This window comes from Rhizobium sp. 01T417, assembly GCF_056398905.1.
Genome location: NZ_JBFTQH010000018.1, coordinates 89,754 through 106,172 on the forward strand (window position 1 = coordinate 89,754; position 16,419 = coordinate 106,172).

The following is a 16,419-nucleotide window of genomic DNA, read 5'->3' on the forward strand; positions in this document are numbered from 1 at the left end:
CGGCTGAAATTGCCCCGTGGCAATAGAACGGAACGGCGCCCTTGTCGAGTGCCACGGCTTTAGGCTCTAACGACTGCGCGTCGTTGGAACGCCGTGCGGCGCCAGAACCGGTACGAAGACGCGCCGCGAGGCGCGGACGGCAACCGGCAGGCCCTGATAGAGCCGCTTCTGCGCCTCGACGATAATAACGCCCGAGAATGCCGGCCATAAGGCGCGTCCCACGCGGTCGAAGACACTGCGCAGGCTCATCATCGTGCGCAGCTTCGAGGGTGGAAAGAACAATGCTTCCGCCGTCGCGCCGGGCGTGAAATTGGTCTCGCGCAGAAGGCTCGTCAGCTGCCCTCGCGAATAGGGGCGTCCAGAGCCGAACGGCGTGTGTTCCATGCGCGCCCAAACACCGCGGCGGTTCGGGACGACGATGACCAGCCGTCCGCCTGGCGCCAATACGCGCCACAGCTCCTTCAGGGTTTCCCGCGGGCTTTCGGCGAATTCCAGGGAATGGACCATCAGCACCCGGTCAATCGAGGAATCCGGCAGTGGCAATTCCTCGTCGAAGATCAGGGCGGTCGAGGAAAGAGCGCCTACCGGCCAGTTCACCGCCCCCTGCCCGGCCGGCATGAAGGCAAAGGTTCGCTCCGTGTCGGGTTGAAAGCGATCGAGGAAGGGAACCACGTAGCCGAGGCCAACGAGACGCTCCTGCGGTAGCCGCACCCAAAGCGACGAGAGGGCCATAGCGATCGAGTGCTCGGCAATGCGCCCGAGGTCGGAATGATAGAACTGGCGTAGGTCGACAATATCAGCGTGCATCAAGGCAAATGTTATCAGTGCACGGTTGGACTTCAAGGCGCGACCCTCTACATTCCCGATATACCCGCGATAAAGAGGCTGCCTGAAACTATGAAACCTTTGGATTTAGACGTTTTTCTCTGCCGTTCCGACAATTTCGGTGTGTTGGTGCACGATCCTGAAACCGGCCTGACGGCATCGATCGACGCTCCGGATGCAGGCGCAGTGGAGAAGGCTGCGTCCCGCCGCGGCTGGACGATCTCGCATATCTTCACAACCCATCACCATACGGACCACGTCGAAGGCAATCTCGCGCTCAAGGAACAATATGGCTGCGAGATCATCGGCCCGATCAACGAGGCGGTGGCAATCCCCGGCCTCGACAAGACCATGGCCGATGGCGATACATTCCTGTTCGGCGATCACACGGTACAGGTCATCGAGACTCCCGGACATACGGCCGGGCATATCTGCTACCACTTCGTCGACGACAAGCTGCTTTTTGCCGCCGATACGCTATTTGCGCTCGGCTGCGGGCGTCTTTTTGAGCGCCCGGCTGCCGATATGTGGCACTCGCTTCAGAAGCTTGCCGTGCTGCCTGACGAAACCGCGATCTACTTCGGCCACGAATATACACTGTCGAACGCACGTTTTGCGGTCACCATCGATCCGGACAACCAACGACTGGTAGTCCGTGCGGCCGAAATCGAAGCTCTGCGGGCCGAGAACAAGTTCACCATCCCGACCACGCTGGCGCTTGAAAAAGAGACCAACCCGTTCCTGCGCGCCGCCGATCCGGCCATCCGTCGCAACCTGCTGATGGAGAACAAGAGCAACGAGGAAGTCTTCGCGGAGATCCGCCGGCGCAAGGACAATTTCTGATGTCGCCGGACGATATTATCCGCGAGCTTGGAATGCAGCCGCATCCCGAAGGCGGTTGGTACGTGCAGACGTTCCGAGACCTCAAGGGGGGATCGCGCGGCCACTCGACGGCGATCTACTATCTCCTGACGGCGGGGCAGCGTTCTCACTGGCACCGCGTCCGTGATGCGGCGGAAGTCTGGCACCACTATGCCGGTGCTCCGCTTGCGCTTCACTGCTCTGAGGATGGCACCAGCAGCGAGACGCTGATCCTTGGGACTGACATCCCCAAGGGCGAGCGTCCGCAGGCGATCATTCCCGCCAACTGGTGGCAGTCAGCCGAAACAACGGGCGATTACACGCTAGTCGGATGCACGGTTGCGCCCGGCTTCGAATTCGCATCCTTCGAAATGGCACCGCCGGACTGGAAGCCGGCGGATTAGAGCCTTTCAGCGTCTAGGCTATTCCGCCTTGCTCAACCATCGTGGCCTTGCGGCGAAACATCTCGTTTGCCGCAAGCACGGCACCGCCTGTCACGAGCACGCAGGCGAGGGCGATCCGCCAGCTCGGCTCGGCAAAGCCGAACAGCGTGAGGTTGAGCGTCGAGAGAAGCGGCGCGGCATAGCTTGCGGCACCCAGGATCTGGATATCGCCGTTCTTGACACCGTAGTCCCACGCATAAAAAGCCGCTCCCACAGGAAAGAGCCCGAGGCCAACCACCGCGATCCACTGCAACGCCGTTTCCGGCCAGACGGTTGTCTCGAGCCCTAGATGGCAAATGAGCGACAGGATCGAGGTCGCGATGCAGAAGCCGGTGACGACGTCGGTCGAGACCGCATCGAACCGCCGTGTCAGCAGCGAATAGCCCGACCATGTGAAGGCGCAGAGGAAAGCCGCTCCATAGCCGACGGCATAGGCGCCATCGAAATTGATGCCGTTGCGTCCGACGATCAGGAAGGTGCCGCAGAGACCGGCCAACGCCCCAGCCACATGATACCAGCGCAGTCGTTCGCCCGGCAGCAGCGCCGATCCGACGACGATCAAGAGCGGCCAGAGATAGGCAATCAGCCCGGCTTCGACGGCCGGGGCGTTTCTGATGGCCGTGAAATAGAGGAAATGATACCCGAACAGGCCGGCGATCCCTGTCACCCAGACCTTGGCCGGCTGCTTGAGCAGCGCCAGGCGCGAAGGATTGAGGAGCAGCACGACGATGCCGGGAATGCTGCCGATGGCAAAGCAGATAGCCGATAGCTGGAACGGCGGCATGGTGCCTGATGCAGCTGTCAACAGCGCCAGGATCGACCACATGAGAATGGCCGTAAAGCCGATTAGCGTCGCCCGAAGCTTCACCTGTCCCCCTTCACGGAGGCCCCTGCTCCGTCAGCTTGCACCGTACTTTACAGCGGTGATCGTCACCGGTCCGTATTGCGTCGGAATACGAACATAAACAGGAGCATATACATTTGCCGCGTCTGACTTGGCAAACCAGATTTCCATCCGGCTGCTCTTGCTCAGATAATCGATATCCTTCCGCCCCTTCTTGTAGCCGGAGCGAGGGACGAACCGCACACTGCAGACGGTCGCCTTGCCGTTGAAACCCGTGGTCGAGAAATTCTGGGCACCCTTCGGCGAGAGCACGAGATCCATGCGCATCTCGCCGTCATAAATCGGCAGCTTCTGCGCGCAGACATTGGCATCTGCGGGAAAGATCAGACCCGAGATCGGATCGAGGACCGAGCGCATGTCGCTTGCCGGTACGTTGACCCAGTTGTTCGGAGGCTTTCGGGGCGGCTTCACCGTCGTCGAGGTGATATTGCCGTTGCTGTAGCGCACCTCGTATGTCCGGGCGCGCTTGCCGCTCTTGTAGTAGAGATAGTAGCGGGACGCCTGCAGTCGGTCGCCGCGCAGAACGCCGTCGACGCTCGTCTTGGCGGAGATATTGGTAACGAGATCGGCAAGGCCGGCCGAGCTGATGTCACCCGACACCTGGTAGCTCTTGTCGTCCTCGATCTTCGTCAGGAAAGCGGCGCGCGCAATCGTCAGAATACCGAGCGAGACCCTGTATTCCGTCCGATGCACGATCTCGCTCGCGCTGGCCGGAATGGCCATCAGCGCCGCGACCCCGGAAACAAAAATGCGTTTGCCCAGATGAGCCATGAAATGAACCTTATTCAAGCGGCTGGTAAAGCCGTTCATCACGGTCTATACGCCTGAGTCACGACGAAGCAAACACAAGCTTTTTGACAGAATTGCGGGAAACGCCAAGGTTTGGCTTGACGCACGCGGCCTGTCTGACTATAGAACCGCAACTTTCCAATCATGGCCTGTTGGATTGGTAGCCCGATTTTGCGCGGGTCTGCAACCGATGGCCGAGAAAAACAAGAATAGGTGTTCCATGTCCCGCATGTGCGAATTGACCGGCAAGGCAGTCCTGACTGGTAACAATGTCAGCCATGCCAACAACAAGACCAAGCGCCGGTTCCTCCCGAACCTGTGCCAAGTTACGCTGATCTCCGACGCGCTCGGCCAGCGTTATCGTCTTCGCGTTTCGGCTGCTGCTCTTCGTTCCGTCGAACATCGCGGCGGTCTCGATGCCTTCCTGCTGAAGGCAAGCGAAAATGAACTGTCGATGCGCGCTCGTCTGCTGCGTCGCCAGATCGTCAAGAAGACTGCCGAAGCTGCTGCTGCGTAAGCTTCGACCGCTTCTTCTTCATACGGCTTCAAAAGGCTTGCACGGATAATATCCGGACAAGCCTTTTGCTTTGCCGATTGTTCCTCGAACTGGTGGCATACCCCAGGATAAAAAAATGCTGACGACTCGCTCTACGCTGATCTATGTCGCACTGATGACGCTGGTCGTCGTCGCCTCGAACTTCCTCGTCCAGTTCCCGCTGCATGCCGAGCTCGCCGGCATCAACCTGGCCGACATCCTGACCTGGGGCGCCTTTACCTATCCGGTCGCCTTCCTAATCACCGATCTGACCAACCGCCAGTTCGGCCCGCGGGCAGCCCGCAAGGTTGTCTTCGCCGGCTTCGTCGTTGGCGTGACGCTGTCCTTCTATACCTCGGTTCCGCGTATCGCGATCGCCTCCGGCTCGGCCTACCTCGCTGGGCAGTTGCTCGATATCTCGGTCTTCAACCGCCTGCGCCGGCAGGCCTGGTGGCGCGCACCGCTCGTCGGTTCGCTCATCGGGTCGATGCTGGACACGGTGATTTTCTTCTCCTTCGCCTTTGCGGCCTTCTTCGTCTTCCTCGGCCCGAACGATCCCTTCGCGCTTGAATCGGCGCCAATCCTCGGCGTCTTTTCCGCTGCGGCACCGCGCTGGATTTCCTGGGCGATTGGCGATTTCTCGGTAAAAATGATCGTCGGCCTCGTGATGCTCCTGCCCTATGGCGCACTGATGAACGTGCTGCGCCCGATGCAGGCCGCACCCGCCAACTAAAAAGCCGAAGCCACTATCTCGGACGGACGACGGAGCCGATGCTCCGCCGTTTTGCGTTCGAGCACACGGAAACTCGCTGAACGACTGGCTATTTTGCGGTTACGCTGCTTCCAGTGATCGGCGACTGATGCCAGGTTTCAATTCTGTAAGCGAGCCGTGTCGCCGGCTCGCGGTTCCACCAACCGGAACTCCAGCATCAGATTTCGCTGCAGGATGGAGTGATTGTCATCGGAGACGATCACTACATGCGTGGTGCCGTCTTCGGCTGCGAAGGCATCCAGACCTTCCATATTGTCGATCTGGTAGCTGAAGTCGCCCTGCAGCAATATCTCGCCGTCCATGACGACGCTCGGGCGGATGTCGGCCGCCTTGATGCGGCGAATGCGCATTCCGATACCTTCCGCCATGTTGAAACGGCGCTCCAGGAGCAGGAGATCACCGTTCGGCAGGAAGGCTCCGTCCGTCGCGTCGAAATCGCCATAGTGAGCGAGCGACAGGCGTCCCTTCTGCGGCCCGTCCAAGATCGCTGCATAGGCATTCCCGTCGGCATCCAGGCTGCGTTCCGCGACGATCAATGTGCCCCCTTTCAGAACGCTGTCGACGGGCGCAACGGCGATCGTCTCGAAGCCGCGATTCCCCCGCAGCGATTTCTTGGGAAAGGGAATCGGAAGGGCATCGATCGCACGCGATGTCTCGAAACCCGGATCGGGATAGACATCGACGCGATGATCCTGCTCGAAGGAAACGAGGATCCGGTCGCCATGCAGCGTCAGGCCCTCGGCATCCATATACCCCTTGCCTTCGAAGCTGCGCCCCACGCGGTTCTTCATCGGCGTGATGGCGACTTCGGCGAGACCCGACAGGCGTCCCTGCGGATCGCGTTCGATATGGCCCGTCATCCAGTGACCGGTGTCCAGCACGCCGACGAAATGCGTCTTGTCCGATCGAAACCGGATCGACGACAGAGAGCCGAACAGTCGCTGCGGCGAGACCATTTCCAGCCCGCCGAGAAACTCGAGCGAGCCGAACTTGATCTCATCGGAGCCGATCTTGAATTCGGTGATGACGCGACTGCGGACCTCGACGTCGCCCTCGGCAAGCGCCGACGACATGAGAGCCGCCAGCCCGAAAGCAATTGACATCAGGCTGGCGAAGGGCTTCCGGAGCATCCAGAAAGCGTCCTTTCGCGGTTAACCGGCGCGGCGGAGGCGACCGCCCCGCGGCTGGGCGGTCTTATCTTCAAACAGCGACGCAAGCTGCTCGGTCATGGCACCGGCCAGCTCGTCAGCATCGACGATCGTTACGGCGCGCCTGTAATAGCGCGTCACGTCATGGCCGATGCCGATTGCCAGCAGCTCTACCGGTGAGCGCGTCTCAATCCGGTCGATGACGGCACGCAGATGTCGCTCCAGGTAGTTGCCCGGATTGACCGACAGCGTCGAGTCATCCACCGGCGCACCGTCGGAGATCATCATCAGGATCTTGCGCTGCTCACGGCGGCCGATCAGGCGGTTATGCGCCCACATAAGCGCTTCGCCGTCGATGTTCTCCTTGAGCAACCCTTCGCGCATCATCAGGCCGAGATTGGGCCGCGCGCGACGCCAGGGCGCGTCGGCCGACTTGTAGATGATATGCCGCAGATCGTTGAGACGGCCCGGCGTCTGCGGCTTGCCGCTGGCAAGCCACTTCTCGCGCGCCTGTCCGCCCTTCCAGGCCTTCGTCGTGAAGCCCAGGATCTCGACCTTGACGCCGCAACGCTCCAGCGTGCGGGCCAGGATATCGGCGCAGGTGGCGGCAACCGTGATCGGACGGCCGCGCATCGAGCCCGAGTTGTCGATCAGAAGCGTCACCACCGTATCGCGGAACTGCGTGTCGCGCTCCATCTTGAAGGAGAGCGCCTGCATCGGGTCGATGATCATGCGCGTTAGGCGTGCCGGGTCGAGATAGCCTTCCTCGAGATCGAAATCCCAGGAACGGTTCTGCTGCGCCATCAGGCGGCGTTGCAGGCGGTTGGCCAGTCGACCGACCGCGCCCTGCAGGTGCGCAAGCTGCTTGTCGAGGAAGGCCCGCAGGCGCTCGAGCTCGGCCGCGTCGCAAAGCTCTTCGGCGGTAATCGTCTCGTCGAACTCCTCGGTGAAGACGTGGTAGTCCACCTTCTCGTTGAAGTCGTCGAAGGGCGTGTTCGGACGGCGGGTCTCGCCCGGCGTCTCGGAATCTTCCTCGCCTTCTTCCTGCATGTCGTCGTCGGAGATCTCGGCGCCTTCGGTCTCGCCGTCCTCCATCTGCTCGTCGGCGACCTCGCTGTCCTCTACGGGCGCGGCATCCGAACCCGCATCGTCATCGACCTCGTCCTGATCCTGCTCGTCGCCGTTCGGCTGGTCTTCCTGCTCCGATTCATCGTCGGACTCTGGCTGACTGTCGTCGTCACCGTACTCTTCCGCCATTTCCATGGCGGAGAGCATGTGGCGGATCACCTTGGAAAAGGCCTGCTGGTCGCCGATGACGGAGGGAAGGTCGTCGAGGTCGGACCCAGCCTTCTCCTCGATGAACGAGCGCCAGAGATCGAGCACCTTGCCGGCGGAGGCTGGCGGCTTCTCGCCCGTCAGCTTCTCACGCACCATCATGGCCATCGCTTCGCCGATCGGCGCGTCTTCCTGCCGCTCGATGCCGGAGAAATTCGCCTTGGAGTATTTCTCGTCGGTCATCGTCCGGAGATTCGTGGCCACGCCTTCCATCCGCAGCGCACCGATCGATTCCACGCGCGCCTGCTCGACGGCGTCGAAGATTGCCCGCGCGTCGGAGCCTTGCGGGGCCATCGTCGCATGAACCTTGTCGTCGTGGCATGCGAGCCGCAGCGCCATCGAGTCGCCGAGACCGCGCGTAATCGCCAGCTCACGCATGGTCGGGCGCTTGGAAAGCTCCGGCAGACGGATCCTTTCGGCCGTCATTCCAGGGCGTTCATTGGCGAAGGTCACCTCGACGTCGCCGTCGCCGGCGATCGCGCGCACACTGCCGGTTATCGCCCGGCGCAACGGCTCGACGTCGACAGGCGAGCCGGGCTTTGCTTTCGAATTGTCACCGCGAGCAGCCATGATCGGTTGGCCTTAGGCCTCCAGGACGATGTTGGCGGCGCTTTCCTTCAGCTCGACGCCGAAGGCGCGCTGGTAATGCTCGGCAACCAACGGACGCTCCAGCTCGTCGCACTTGTTGAGGAAGGTGGTGCGGAAAGCGAAGGCGATGTCACCGAAAATCTCGGCATTCTCGGCCCAGGTGATAACCGTACGCGGGCTCATGACGGTCGACAGGTCACCGTTCATGAAGGAAGCACGGGTCAGATCGGCGACGCGCACCATCTTGGAGACAAGATCGCGACCTTCCTTGTTCTTCCCGAAGCTCTTCACCTTTGAAGCGACGATGTTCACTTCATGGTCGTGCGGCAGGTAGTTCAGTGTGGTGACGATCGACCAGCGGTCCATCTGCGCCTGGTTGATCTGCTGCGTGCCGTGATAGAGGCCGGTCGTGTCACCAAGACCAATCGTGTTTGCCGTCGCAAACAGGCGGAAGGCTGGGTGAGGACGGATGACACGGCTCTGGTCGAGCAGCGTCAGGCGGCCGGACGATTCCAGCACGCGCTGGATGACGAACATGACGTCAGGGCGGCCGGCATCGTATTCGTCAAAGACGAGCGCGACATTGTGCTGGTATGCCCAGGGCAGGATGCCGTCCTTGAATTCGGTGACCTGCAGGCCGTCCTTGAGCACGATTGCGTCCTTGCCGACGAGGTCGATACGGCTGACATGGCTGTCGAGGTTGATACGCACGCAGGGCCAGTTGAGGCGGGCGGCGACCTGTTCGATGTGCGAGGACTTACCCGTGCCGTGATAGCCTGAAATCATCACGCGTCGGTTATGGGCGAAGCCGGCAAGAATGGCGAGCGTCGTCTCGCGGTCGAAGAGATAGTCGGGGTCGAGGTCCGGAACATAGGCGCTGCCCTGGCTGTAGGCCGGCACGCGAATGTCGGAATCGATACCAAAGACCTCCCTGACCGAAACGGTGGTGTCCGGAAGCTCCGAAATATCAAGGTCAATCTTGCTCATCATGTCTCCAAGGCGGGTGCCCGACACCCGGCCATACTGTCTCAGCCCATTTCGCAACCATGACGCCGCAGTTTACCCCGCGCTCGTTCATGTCGGAACGTCGGCGATGCATCTCCGGGACTGAAACGAAACCTCGGGGGCGATAATCTACCGCTAGCGAGCATTCTTGAACAAAGTCCCGGACAAGAAACGCCGCGCCCGGAAGTGGCCGAGGCGCCTGTGGGACAAACGCAGAAACTTATGCCGCGGTTGCCTGCGGCCTCAGCCGATTTGGGACCATACCTGATTGAAGACCAAGAGCAAGGACGGGAATTAACAAAAACCGTTCTGCTTCAATAATTGATAGGCCTGGATGACGGCGCGGAAGCGTTCCTCCGAGCCGCGGTCGCCGCCATTGGCGTCGGGATGGTGCTTCTTGACCAGTTCCTTGTAGCGGCTCTTGATCTCAGAGGAGGTGGCGCTGGCATCAAGCCCCATCGTGTCGAAGGCCTTGGCTTCCAGGCTTTTCAGCTTGCGCTGCTCGGGAAAGCGCGGGCCGCTCCCCTTGGTGCCGTTGACGAAGCCGAAGGGATCGCGCACCCGGTAGGAGCCCGAGCGCATATCGGAGTGCAGCGGGCTGTTCTTGGCGGCCTTGTTGACGCCGACCGTCCAGGTCGGGCGATGCCCTGTTATCGCTTCCTTCTGGTAGCGCGCAATCTCGCCGTCGGAAAGGCCGGAGAAGTAGTTGTAGCCCTTGTTGTATTCCTTGACGTGCTCGAAGCAGAACAGGAAGAACTGTCCCTCGGCATTGCGTCCGACGGGAGCGCGATGCACGCCTTTTTTGTCGCAGCCATCCCACTGACAGGCAGGGGGTGCCTGTTCGGTTTCCTGCTCGCGTTTGCGGCGGGTGCGGATGCGGTCGAAATATTTGGAATCGAGTCTCATGACGGCGCTAATTATGGGCCTGCGAAGAGGCGACAACAAGAATTGACAAACCGGAATGTTGCTGGCTTGGTGGGAACCTTTTTCGCAAAGCAACGAGACCATGACACTGCAGACCCGCATCGAAGAAAAGCTGACCGCCGCGTTCGCGCCGGAGCGCCTCAGCGTCATCAACGAAAGCCATCTTCATGCGGGCCATCAGCCTGACATGACGGGCACCGGCGAGACCCATATCCGGGTGCGCATCGTATCCGCCAAGTTTGCCGGCATGCCGCGACTGGCGCGGCACCGTGCGATCACGGAGCTTCTGAAGCCAGAACTGGATGCCGGATTGCATGCACTCGCCGTCGAACCGGCAGCCCCTGGGGAGCCGGTGCGCTGGTAGGCGGCTGCGTGAATATAGGAACTGGGCGGCGCTCTCCCAAGAGCGCCGCAAAGACTTAGCGGATGAGAAGCGCCGTGCCGTAGAGCCCGAGCGCAAAGAAGGTATGCGCAACGAGATTGAGAACGCGCACCTTGTTCGGATTGGGCGTCTTGGAGGCCGCCACTCCGAGCCCCATGCCCGGCTGCATCAGGAACCAGCCGGCGCCGACGGTGACGATGGCGAAGATCCAGGCAGGCAGGAAAGTCGGCGTATCGAGCCAGGCGGAGCCGACGATCAGCACCAGCAGCAGACCGTAGATAATGCCGACGGCATAATGGCCAATCCAGCCGAGCGCCCGCTCGTGCCGATAGGGTTCGGCGGCATTGATGTCGTCGTGAAAGACGCGGCCCTTGGCCACTTCCCTGAACCAGCGCCCGGCCGGCGCCCAATTCGGCAGCCCGCCACCAGACGTGACGCCGTAGAGCACGGTCCAGATATCCATGAGCGCGGTCGCGCCGATACCGATGATCACAGAGCGCCAGATAATATCAAGCATGTGAAATCCCATCAAAAATGTGCCGCCGGCCCCCTCGGCCAGATCGGCGAAGGTCAGGCCGGCTTCGCCCCGTCCTCCTCGGCCGAGCGGATACGAAGCCTGGTGATACGGTTCTTCTCGCGCTTCATGACGATGAAGCGCTTCCCATGAAAGGTGAAGGCCTGGCGCTCTTCCGGAATGGTCATGGATTCGTGGATGACCAGACCAGCGATCGTCGTCGCCTCCTCATCGGGCAGGTGCCAGTCGAGCGCCCGGTTGAGATCGCGGATCGGCACCGTTCCGTCGACGACGATCGAGCCGTCGGCCTCCTGGCGCACGCCCTGCATCTCGATATCGTGCTCGTCGGAAATATCGCCGACAATCTCTTCCAGAATGTCCTCCAACGTCACGATGCCCTGCACCTCGCCATATTCGTCGACGACGACAGCAAAGTGCTGCTTGCGGCGCAGGAAGGCGTTGAGCTGGTTCTCGAGGCTGGTGCTATCGGGCACAAACCAGGGCTTCTGGGCGATCTTCGAAATGTCGAGATTCTCCGGCTCGACATTCGGCTCGGCAAGCGCCCTCAGAAGATCCTTCGCATGAACAACGCCAATAATATTATCCGTCGTGCCACGCCAGAGCGGCATGCGGGTAAAGGGGCTTTCAAGGATTGTCCGTACGACGACCTCAGGCGGATCGTCGGCATTGATCGCCCGCATCGCGGTGCGGTGGACCATGATGTCGGAGAGCTCGAGTTCGCCGAGATCAAGGACGCCGCCCAGACGGTCGCGGTCCGCCTTCACCACCGATCCTTCGCGATGCAGCAGATCGACGGCGCCGCGCAGTTCTTCGTGCGCGGAGAGCATCGAGACTTCGCGCGAGAGATTGATGCCGAAGAGCGACAGTATCCGGCGAACGATCGCATTCACAAAGGACGAAACCGGACCGACGACGGCGACAAACATCTTGACTGCAGGAGCCGTGTTCAGCGCAAACCGATCGGGGGTGGAAATCGCCCAGCTCTTCGGCAGCACTTCGGCGAAGATGACCAGGATGACGGTCATCGCCAAGGTGGCGAGCGCCACGCCGGAATTGCCGAAGACGCCAAGAAACAGGCTGGTCGCCAGCGACGAGGACAGGATGTTGGCGAGGTTGTTGCCGATGAGCAGCGCGCCGATCAGTCGGTCGCGGCGTTCGATAAGCTGACGCACGATCCCCGCACGTTGCTCGCCGTTGGCTTCGAGCGTGTGGATGCGGCTGCGGGAGACGGCGGTCAGCGCGGTCTCCGAGCCGGAGAAGAACGCCGACATGAGGACGAGGGCCACGATAGAGACAATTTCCGGCCAGTATGCGGAAAAAAATGCCAACGTGCCGTCGAGGGTCATCGCGGGTGTTTCTCCTTGAGGAAGCTCAGCACTTCCGACGCAGGTACGTCATCGGCGACGAAGGACTGCCCGATGCCGCGGGTCAGGATGAAGGTCAGCTTGCCGCCCTTCACCTTCTTGTCCTGGGCAATCGTGTCCATCAGCATTTCGGCCGGCGGCAGCGCTCCCGGAATTTCCGACATGCGGGTGGGCAGGCCGACGGCCTTCAGGTGGGTTTCGACACGGCGGGCGTCATCCGTGCTTGCCAGGTTCATGCGCGCCGAGAACTCGTGCGCCAGAACCATGCCGATCGAAACACCTTCGCCATGAACGAGGCGAGCGCTGTCATAGGCGGTCGCAGCCTCCAGCGCGTGGCCGAAGGTGTGGCCGAGATTGAGGAGGGCGCGTTGTCCAGTTTCGCGCTCGTCGGCAACGACGACATCCGACTTTGCCTGACAGCTGGTGGCAATCGCCTCGATGCGCGCGGCACCGCCGGCAAAGACTGCCTGCCAGTTGGCTTCCAGCCAGGAGAAGAAATCAGGCTTGTCGATCAGTCCGTATTTCGCGACCTCGGCGTAGCCGGCGCGAAACTCGCGAGCGCTCAGCGAATTCAGGACATCGGTATCGGCGAGCACCAGATCCGGCTGATGAAAAACGCCGATCAGGTTCTTGCCGTGGCGGCTGTTGATACCCGTCTTGCCGCCGACCGAGGAATCGACCTGCGACAGCAGCGAGGTCGGAACCTGCACGAAACGCACGCCGCGGCGCACGATGCCCGCCGCAAAGCCCGTGAGGTCGCCGATAACGCCGCCGCCAAGGGCGATCACGTAGTCGTTGCGCTCGATCCGCGCTTCGAGGACCTTGTCGCAAACGGTCATCAGGTGCTCGAAGCTCTTGGTCTTCTCGCCCGCCGGAAGCACGAGGGTGGCAGACGCGATGCCCGCCGCCTCGAGGCTTTGAACCAGCGCATCCAGATAGAGCGGCGCCACATGTGCGTCGGTGATGACAGCCGCCTTGCGGCCCTTCAGGCGCGAGGCGATCTCAGTACCGGCGCGTGCGATCAGGCCCGGCCCGATCAGGATATCGTAGGCGCGCTCTCCGAGCGGTACGTGAACCTTGCGTTCGGAGGCGGAGGCATCAGCATTCATCAGGCTGCACTTTCGGTTCGGGCGTCGATCACGGCTTTGAGTACTTCTTCCGCCATCAGTTCCTTGCGCACATCGCGCGAGAGGACGGTGAGGTCGGCGAGCTCGTAGATCGGATAACGCGCATTCATCAAGTTTTCGAGGGTCTGCTTGGGATTCTCGGTCTTGAGCAACGGCCGCGTGTCACGCTTGTTGACCCGCTCCCAGAGAACGTCGAGGTCGGCCTTCAGCCAGACGGAGACGCCGCCCTTCTTGATATGCTTGCGCGTCCGGTCGTTGATGAAGGCGCCGCCGCCGGTAGAGACCACCCGCGGACCATTCTTCAACAGGCGTTTCATGACGCGGGTTTCGAGCGCCCGGAATTCTTCTTCGCCATAGGCCGCGAAGAGCTCACCGATGGACATGCGGGAGACCCTCTCGATCTCGGCGTCGCTATCGACGAAAGGGATGCCGAGCTGATGCGCGACGATCCGGCCGACGGAGGACTTGCCCGCGCCCATCAATCCGACGAGGATCAGGTTACGAGAACCGAGCGCAGCACGAGCCCTGTCTTTCAAGCTTTCGGCAACGGTCAGAACTGGGTCGCTCATTGGTCCATTCACACTTTGTTTGCGAACGGTATCGACAAATGCAGGTGTAGCGTCAAGTCGCGGGCAAGGGAAACGTGGTCCAAATGCGCCTTCTTGCACTTGCAAACATGCTTCTTCATAAAGAAGCAGAGCCATGGAGTCGCTGAATGCCAAGTCTGTTCCGTTTTCTCGCCATATTGGCGATCATCGCCGGTGCGATATACGGAACGATGTGGGCATTGGTTGCTTTTGTCGAGCCACAGGAGCGCGACGTGACGATCCGCCTTCCGTCCGAGCGGGTCAATCCTCCGGCCACCGGCGCCATCAACCCGTCCAAGAAGTGAGACAATGAAGGATCTCGGCTGGGTTCACGTCGAAGCCTTTCTGGAAATGATGAGCGCGGAGCGGGGCGCTGCGGCCAATACACTCTCTTCCTATGAGCGGGATCTTGACGATCTGCACGGTTTCCTGAACGGCAAGGGAGTGCGCCTGCTGGAGGCGGCGTCGGCCGATCTTTCGGCCTACCTGTCTTCCCTTGCCGCCCAAGGCTTCAAGCCTTCCTCGCAGGCGCGGCGACTGGCGGCGATGCGCCAGTTTTATAAGTTCCTTTACGCCGAGGGTCTGCGCACCGACGATCCGACCGGCGTTCTCGATGCGCCGAAGAAAGGCCGGGCTCTGCCGAAAACGATGGGGGTCGACGAAGTTGGCCGGTTGCTCGAGCAGGCGGAAACCGAAGCGCAGGATTCCGCGCCCGGACAGTTGCAGCGCCTTCGCATGCTGGCCCTGCTCGAACTGCTCTACGCAACGGGGATGCGCGTCAGCGAACTCGTCTCGCTTCCGGCCCGCGTGCTCGACCAGGACGGACGCTTCCTGATGATCCGCGGCAAGGGCAACAAGGAACGGCTTGTGCCGCTATCGCAGTCGGCGATCGTGGCGCTCAAGCTCTACGGCCGTATGCTCGCCGCTGAAAACGACGCCGCCAAAGTGCCGCAGGAAAGCCCTTGGCTGTTTCCCGCAGCGTCCAAGGAGGGCTATCTGCCGCGTCAGGTTTTCGCGCGTGATTTGAAAAATCTTGCGATCCGGGCAGGTCTTACCCCATCTATGATCTCGCCGCATGTCATGCGGCATGCATTTGCAAGTCATCTTCTCGCCAATGGCGCGGATCTTCGCGTCGTTCAGGAACTGCTCGGCCACTCGGACATTTCAACCACGCAAATCTATACGCATGTGTTGGAGGAACGGCTTCAACAACTGGTCCAAACGCACCACCCCCTTGCCAAACAGGCCAAAAAGCAGGAATAGGACCGGCGACAAAGGGCGAGCTCATCAAACTAGCCCCGGCAAAGGAACGGAAACGCACCTCATGCACAACTATCTCGACTTCGAAAAGCCGATCTCCGACCTCGAAGGCAAGATCATCGAACTGAAGAAGCTCGCCACGGAAGACGAGAGCATCGACACGTCAGATGAAATCGGCAGGCTCGAAGTTCGCGTTCGCGAAGCGATGGTCGACATCTACTCGAAGCTCAACGCCTGGCAGAAGACGCAGGTTGCGCGCCATCCGCAGCGACCGCATTTCGTCGACTATGCCAAGACGCTGTTTCAGGAATTCACGCCGCTTGCCGGCGACCGCAAGTTCTCCGAAGATGCCGCAATCCAGGCAGGCCTTGCCCGCTTCCGCGGCCAGCCCGTCGCCGTTCTCGGCCAGGAAAAGGGCAACGACACGAAGAGCCGCCTGAAGCACAATTTCGGCAGCGCCCGCCCCGAAGGCTATCGCAAGGCGATCCGCGTTCTCGAGATGGCTGACCGCTTCGGCCTTCCTGTTATCACGCTCGTTGACACGGCAGGCGCCTATCCGGGCGTCGGCGCCGAAGAGCGTGGCCAGGCCGAAGCCATCGCCCGCTCGACGGAAATGTGTCTCTCTGTGAAGGTACCGATCGTTTCCGTCGTCATCGGCGAAGGCGGCTCGGGCGGCGCGATCGCGATCGCCACCGGCAACCGCGTCTACATGCTGGAGCATGCGATCTACAGCGTCATCTCGCCGGAAGGTGCAGCCTCGATCCTCTGGCGCGATTCCGCCCGCGCCAAGGAAGCCGCCACCAACATGAAGATCACGTCCGAGGACCTGAAGGCGCTCGGCATCATCGACGGCGTCATCAGCGAGCCGCTCGGCGGCGCGCATCGCGATCCGGACAGCGTGATCGCCACGACCGGTGATGTCATTGCCAAAGCTCTGGGCGAGCTTTCCAACCGCACCGGCGAGCAGCTTCGCAACGAGCGTCGGCAGAAATTCCTCAACATGGGCCGCAATTTGTAGTGCACAAACGCGCGGCT

General features: G+C 61.3%; 19 protein-coding genes. 8 read left to right on the forward strand and 11 right to left on the reverse strand.

Annotated features, from left to right (window positions below):
• Positions 1-66 precede the first annotated feature (66 nt).
• Positions 67-843 (reverse strand): class I SAM-dependent methyltransferase, encoded by a 777-nt coding sequence (locus tag AC1DPR_RS18645; RefSeq protein WP_477816860.1) that lies wholly within the window; start codon positions 841-843, stop codon positions 67-69.
• A 54-nt stretch (positions 844-897) separates the two neighbouring features.
• Here AC1DPR_RS18645 and gloB point away from each other — a divergent pair, with 54 nt between their 5' ends.
• The gene (gene gloB, locus AC1DPR_RS18650; RefSeq protein ID WP_018857773.1) at positions 898-1,668 is read left to right on the forward strand and encodes a hydroxyacylglutathione hydrolase; all 771 of its coding nucleotides are present in this window, start codon (positions 898-900) and stop codon (positions 1,666-1,668) included.
• On the forward strand, positions 1,668-2,090 hold the full coding sequence (locus AC1DPR_RS18655; protein ID WP_113470280.1) for a cupin domain-containing protein: 423 nt from the start codon (positions 1,668-1,670) through the stop codon (positions 2,088-2,090). The genes gloB and AC1DPR_RS18655 overlap by 1 nt, the downstream gene beginning before the upstream one ends.
• Before the next feature lie 13 nt (positions 2,091-2,103).
• On the opposite strand, the gene yddG is transcribed toward AC1DPR_RS18655, so the two are convergent.
• Positions 2,104-2,997 (reverse strand): aromatic amino acid exporter YddG, encoded by an 894-nt coding sequence (gene yddG, locus AC1DPR_RS18660; RefSeq protein ID WP_018857771.1) that lies wholly within the window; start codon positions 2,995-2,997, stop codon positions 2,104-2,106.
• A 30-nt stretch (positions 2,998-3,027) separates the two neighbouring features.
• Complete coding sequence (locus AC1DPR_RS18665) at positions 3,028-3,804, reverse strand: DUF3108 domain-containing protein (protein ID WP_113470299.1); 777 nt, start codon at positions 3,802-3,804, stop codon at positions 3,028-3,030.
• A gap of 238 nt (positions 3,805-4,042) precedes the next feature.
• Between AC1DPR_RS18665 and rpmB the strand changes: the two genes are divergently transcribed.
• Both rpmB and AC1DPR_RS18675 read left to right on the forward strand, forming a co-directional pair.
• Positions 4,043-4,339 carry a 50S ribosomal protein L28 gene (rpmB, locus tag AC1DPR_RS18670; protein WP_024316182.1) on the forward strand — a complete coding sequence of 99 codons (297 nt, stop codon included), beginning with the start codon at positions 4,043-4,045 and terminating at the stop codon, positions 4,337-4,339.
• A gap of 115 nt (positions 4,340-4,454) precedes the next feature.
• Entirely contained in the window at positions 4,455-5,090 is a 636-nt protein-coding gene (locus AC1DPR_RS18675) for a queuosine precursor transporter (RefSeq protein WP_113470279.1), read from the forward strand.
• A gap of 137 nt (positions 5,091-5,227) precedes the next feature.
• Here AC1DPR_RS18675 and AC1DPR_RS18680 read toward each other — a convergent pair whose 3' ends face one another.
• The 4 genes from AC1DPR_RS18680 to AC1DPR_RS18695 all read right to left on the reverse strand — a co-directional run bounded on the left by AC1DPR_RS18680 (position 5,228) and on the right by AC1DPR_RS18695 (position 10,111).
• Positions 5,228-6,259, reverse strand: a complete 1,032-nt coding sequence (locus AC1DPR_RS18680; RefSeq protein WP_477816861.1) for an esterase-like activity of phytase family protein — start codon at positions 6,257-6,259, stop codon at positions 5,228-5,230.
• A gap of 21 nt (positions 6,260-6,280) precedes the next feature.
• Positions 6,281-8,182, reverse strand: a complete 1,902-nt coding sequence (cobT, locus tag AC1DPR_RS18685; RefSeq protein WP_018857766.1) for a cobaltochelatase subunit CobT — start codon at positions 8,180-8,182, stop codon at positions 6,281-6,283.
• 12 nt (positions 8,183-8,194) lie between these two features.
• Positions 8,195-9,187, reverse strand: coding sequence for a cobaltochelatase subunit CobS (cobS, locus tag AC1DPR_RS18690; RefSeq protein ID WP_018857765.1), 993 nt, complete (start codon positions 9,185-9,187; stop codon positions 8,195-8,197).
• Between the two features lie 312 nt (positions 9,188-9,499).
• On the reverse strand, positions 9,500-10,111 hold the full coding sequence (locus tag AC1DPR_RS18695; protein WP_018857764.1) for a J domain-containing protein: 612 nt from the start codon (positions 10,109-10,111) through the stop codon (positions 9,500-9,502).
• A gap of 100 nt (positions 10,112-10,211) precedes the next feature.
• Here AC1DPR_RS18695 and AC1DPR_RS18700 point away from each other — a divergent pair, with 100 nt between their 5' ends.
• Positions 10,212-10,493 carry a BolA family protein gene (locus AC1DPR_RS18700; RefSeq protein ID WP_026371844.1) on the forward strand — a complete coding sequence of 94 codons (282 nt, stop codon included), beginning with the start codon at positions 10,212-10,214 and terminating at the stop codon, positions 10,491-10,493.
• Positions 10,494-10,548: 55 nt separating this feature from the next.
• Here AC1DPR_RS18700 and AC1DPR_RS18705 read toward each other — a convergent pair whose 3' ends face one another.
• Genes AC1DPR_RS18705 through AC1DPR_RS18720 form a run of 4 tightly spaced genes read right to left on the reverse strand, consistent with a single transcriptional unit; the run spans position 10,549 to position 14,106 of the window.
• Positions 10,549-11,028, reverse strand: a complete 480-nt coding sequence (locus AC1DPR_RS18705) for a DUF2938 domain-containing protein (protein ID WP_026371843.1) — start codon at positions 11,026-11,028, stop codon at positions 10,549-10,551.
• 53 nt (positions 11,029-11,081) lie between these two features.
• On the reverse strand, positions 11,082-12,392 hold the full coding sequence (locus AC1DPR_RS18710; RefSeq protein ID WP_018857761.1) for an HlyC/CorC family transporter: 1,311 nt from the start codon (positions 12,390-12,392) through the stop codon (positions 11,082-11,084).
• On the reverse strand, positions 12,389-13,519 hold the full coding sequence (gene aroB / locus AC1DPR_RS18715; RefSeq protein ID WP_112667914.1) for a 3-dehydroquinate synthase: 1,131 nt from the start codon (positions 13,517-13,519) through the stop codon (positions 12,389-12,391). Before aroB ends, AC1DPR_RS18710 begins: the two co-directional genes overlap by 4 nt.
• Positions 13,519-14,106, reverse strand: a complete 588-nt coding sequence (locus tag AC1DPR_RS18720; RefSeq protein ID WP_062374831.1) for a shikimate kinase — start codon at positions 14,104-14,106, stop codon at positions 13,519-13,521. The genes aroB and AC1DPR_RS18720 overlap by 1 nt, the downstream gene beginning before the upstream one ends.
• Before the next feature lie 146 nt (positions 14,107-14,252).
• Here AC1DPR_RS18720 and AC1DPR_RS18725 point away from each other — a divergent pair, with 146 nt between their 5' ends.
• The 3 genes from AC1DPR_RS18725 (at position 14,253) to AC1DPR_RS18735 (ending at position 16,402) form a co-directional block, all read left to right on the forward strand.
• Positions 14,253-14,429: a hypothetical protein gene (locus AC1DPR_RS18725; protein ID WP_018857758.1), complete on the forward strand. Its 177-nt coding sequence runs from the start codon at positions 14,253-14,255 to the stop codon at positions 14,427-14,429.
• Positions 14,430-14,433: 4 nt separating this feature from the next.
• Positions 14,434-15,387 (forward strand): site-specific tyrosine recombinase XerD, encoded by a 954-nt coding sequence (xerD, locus tag AC1DPR_RS18730; RefSeq protein ID WP_025661865.1) that lies wholly within the window; start codon positions 14,434-14,436, stop codon positions 15,385-15,387.
• A gap of 61 nt (positions 15,388-15,448) precedes the next feature.
• Positions 15,449-16,402 carry an acetyl-CoA carboxylase carboxyltransferase subunit alpha gene (locus tag AC1DPR_RS18735; RefSeq protein WP_018857756.1) on the forward strand — a complete coding sequence of 318 codons (954 nt, stop codon included), beginning with the start codon at positions 15,449-15,451 and terminating at the stop codon, positions 16,400-16,402.
• Positions 16,403-16,419 lie beyond the last annotated feature (17 nt).

Coding starts and splice junctions, on each gene's coding strand:
- AC1DPR_RS18665 (WP_113470299.1), bottom strand. CDS start 3,804: ATGGCTCATCTGGGCAAACGCATTTTTGTTTCCGGGGTCGCGGCGCTG.
- AC1DPR_RS18700 (WP_026371844.1), top strand. CDS start 10,212: ATGACACTGCAGACCCGCATCGAAGAAAAGCTGACCGCCGCGTTCGCG.
- AC1DPR_RS18675 (WP_113470279.1), top strand. CDS start 4,455: ATGCTGACGACTCGCTCTACGCTGATCTATGTCGCACTGATGACGCTG.
- xerD (WP_025661865.1), top strand. CDS start 14,434: ATGAAGGATCTCGGCTGGGTTCACGTCGAAGCCTTTCTGGAAATGATG.
- aroB (WP_112667914.1), bottom strand. CDS start 13,519: ATGAATGCTGATGCCTCCGCCTCCGAACGCAAGGTTCACGTACCGCTC.
- AC1DPR_RS18655 (WP_113470280.1), top strand. CDS start 1,668: ATGTCGCCGGACGATATTATCCGCGAGCTTGGAATGCAGCCGCATCCC.
- AC1DPR_RS18710 (WP_018857761.1), bottom strand. CDS start 12,392: ATGACCCTCGACGGCACGTTGGCATTTTTTTCCGCATACTGGCCGGAA.
- gloB (WP_018857773.1), top strand. CDS start 898: ATGAAACCTTTGGATTTAGACGTTTTTCTCTGCCGTTCCGACAATTTC.
- AC1DPR_RS18720 (WP_062374831.1), bottom strand. CDS start 14,106: ATGAGCGACCCAGTTCTGACCGTTGCCGAAAGCTTGAAAGACAGGGCT.
- AC1DPR_RS18695 (WP_018857764.1), bottom strand. CDS start 10,111: ATGAGACTCGATTCCAAATATTTCGACCGCATCCGCACCCGCCGCAAA.
- AC1DPR_RS18735 (WP_018857756.1), top strand. CDS start 15,449: ATGCACAACTATCTCGACTTCGAAAAGCCGATCTCCGACCTCGAAGGC.
- cobT (WP_018857766.1), bottom strand. CDS start 8,182: ATGGCTGCTCGCGGTGACAATTCGAAAGCAAAGCCCGGCTCGCCTGTC.
- AC1DPR_RS18705 (WP_026371843.1), bottom strand. CDS start 11,028: ATGCTTGATATTATCTGGCGCTCTGTGATCATCGGTATCGGCGCGACC.
- AC1DPR_RS18680 (WP_477816861.1), bottom strand. CDS start 6,259: ATGCTCCGGAAGCCCTTCGCCAGCCTGATGTCAATTGCTTTCGGGCTG.
- rpmB (WP_024316182.1), top strand. CDS start 4,043: ATGTCCCGCATGTGCGAATTGACCGGCAAGGCAGTCCTGACTGGTAAC.
- cobS (WP_018857765.1), bottom strand. CDS start 9,187: ATGAGCAAGATTGACCTTGATATTTCGGAGCTTCCGGACACCACCGTT.
- AC1DPR_RS18725 (WP_018857758.1), top strand. CDS start 14,253: ATGCCAAGTCTGTTCCGTTTTCTCGCCATATTGGCGATCATCGCCGGT.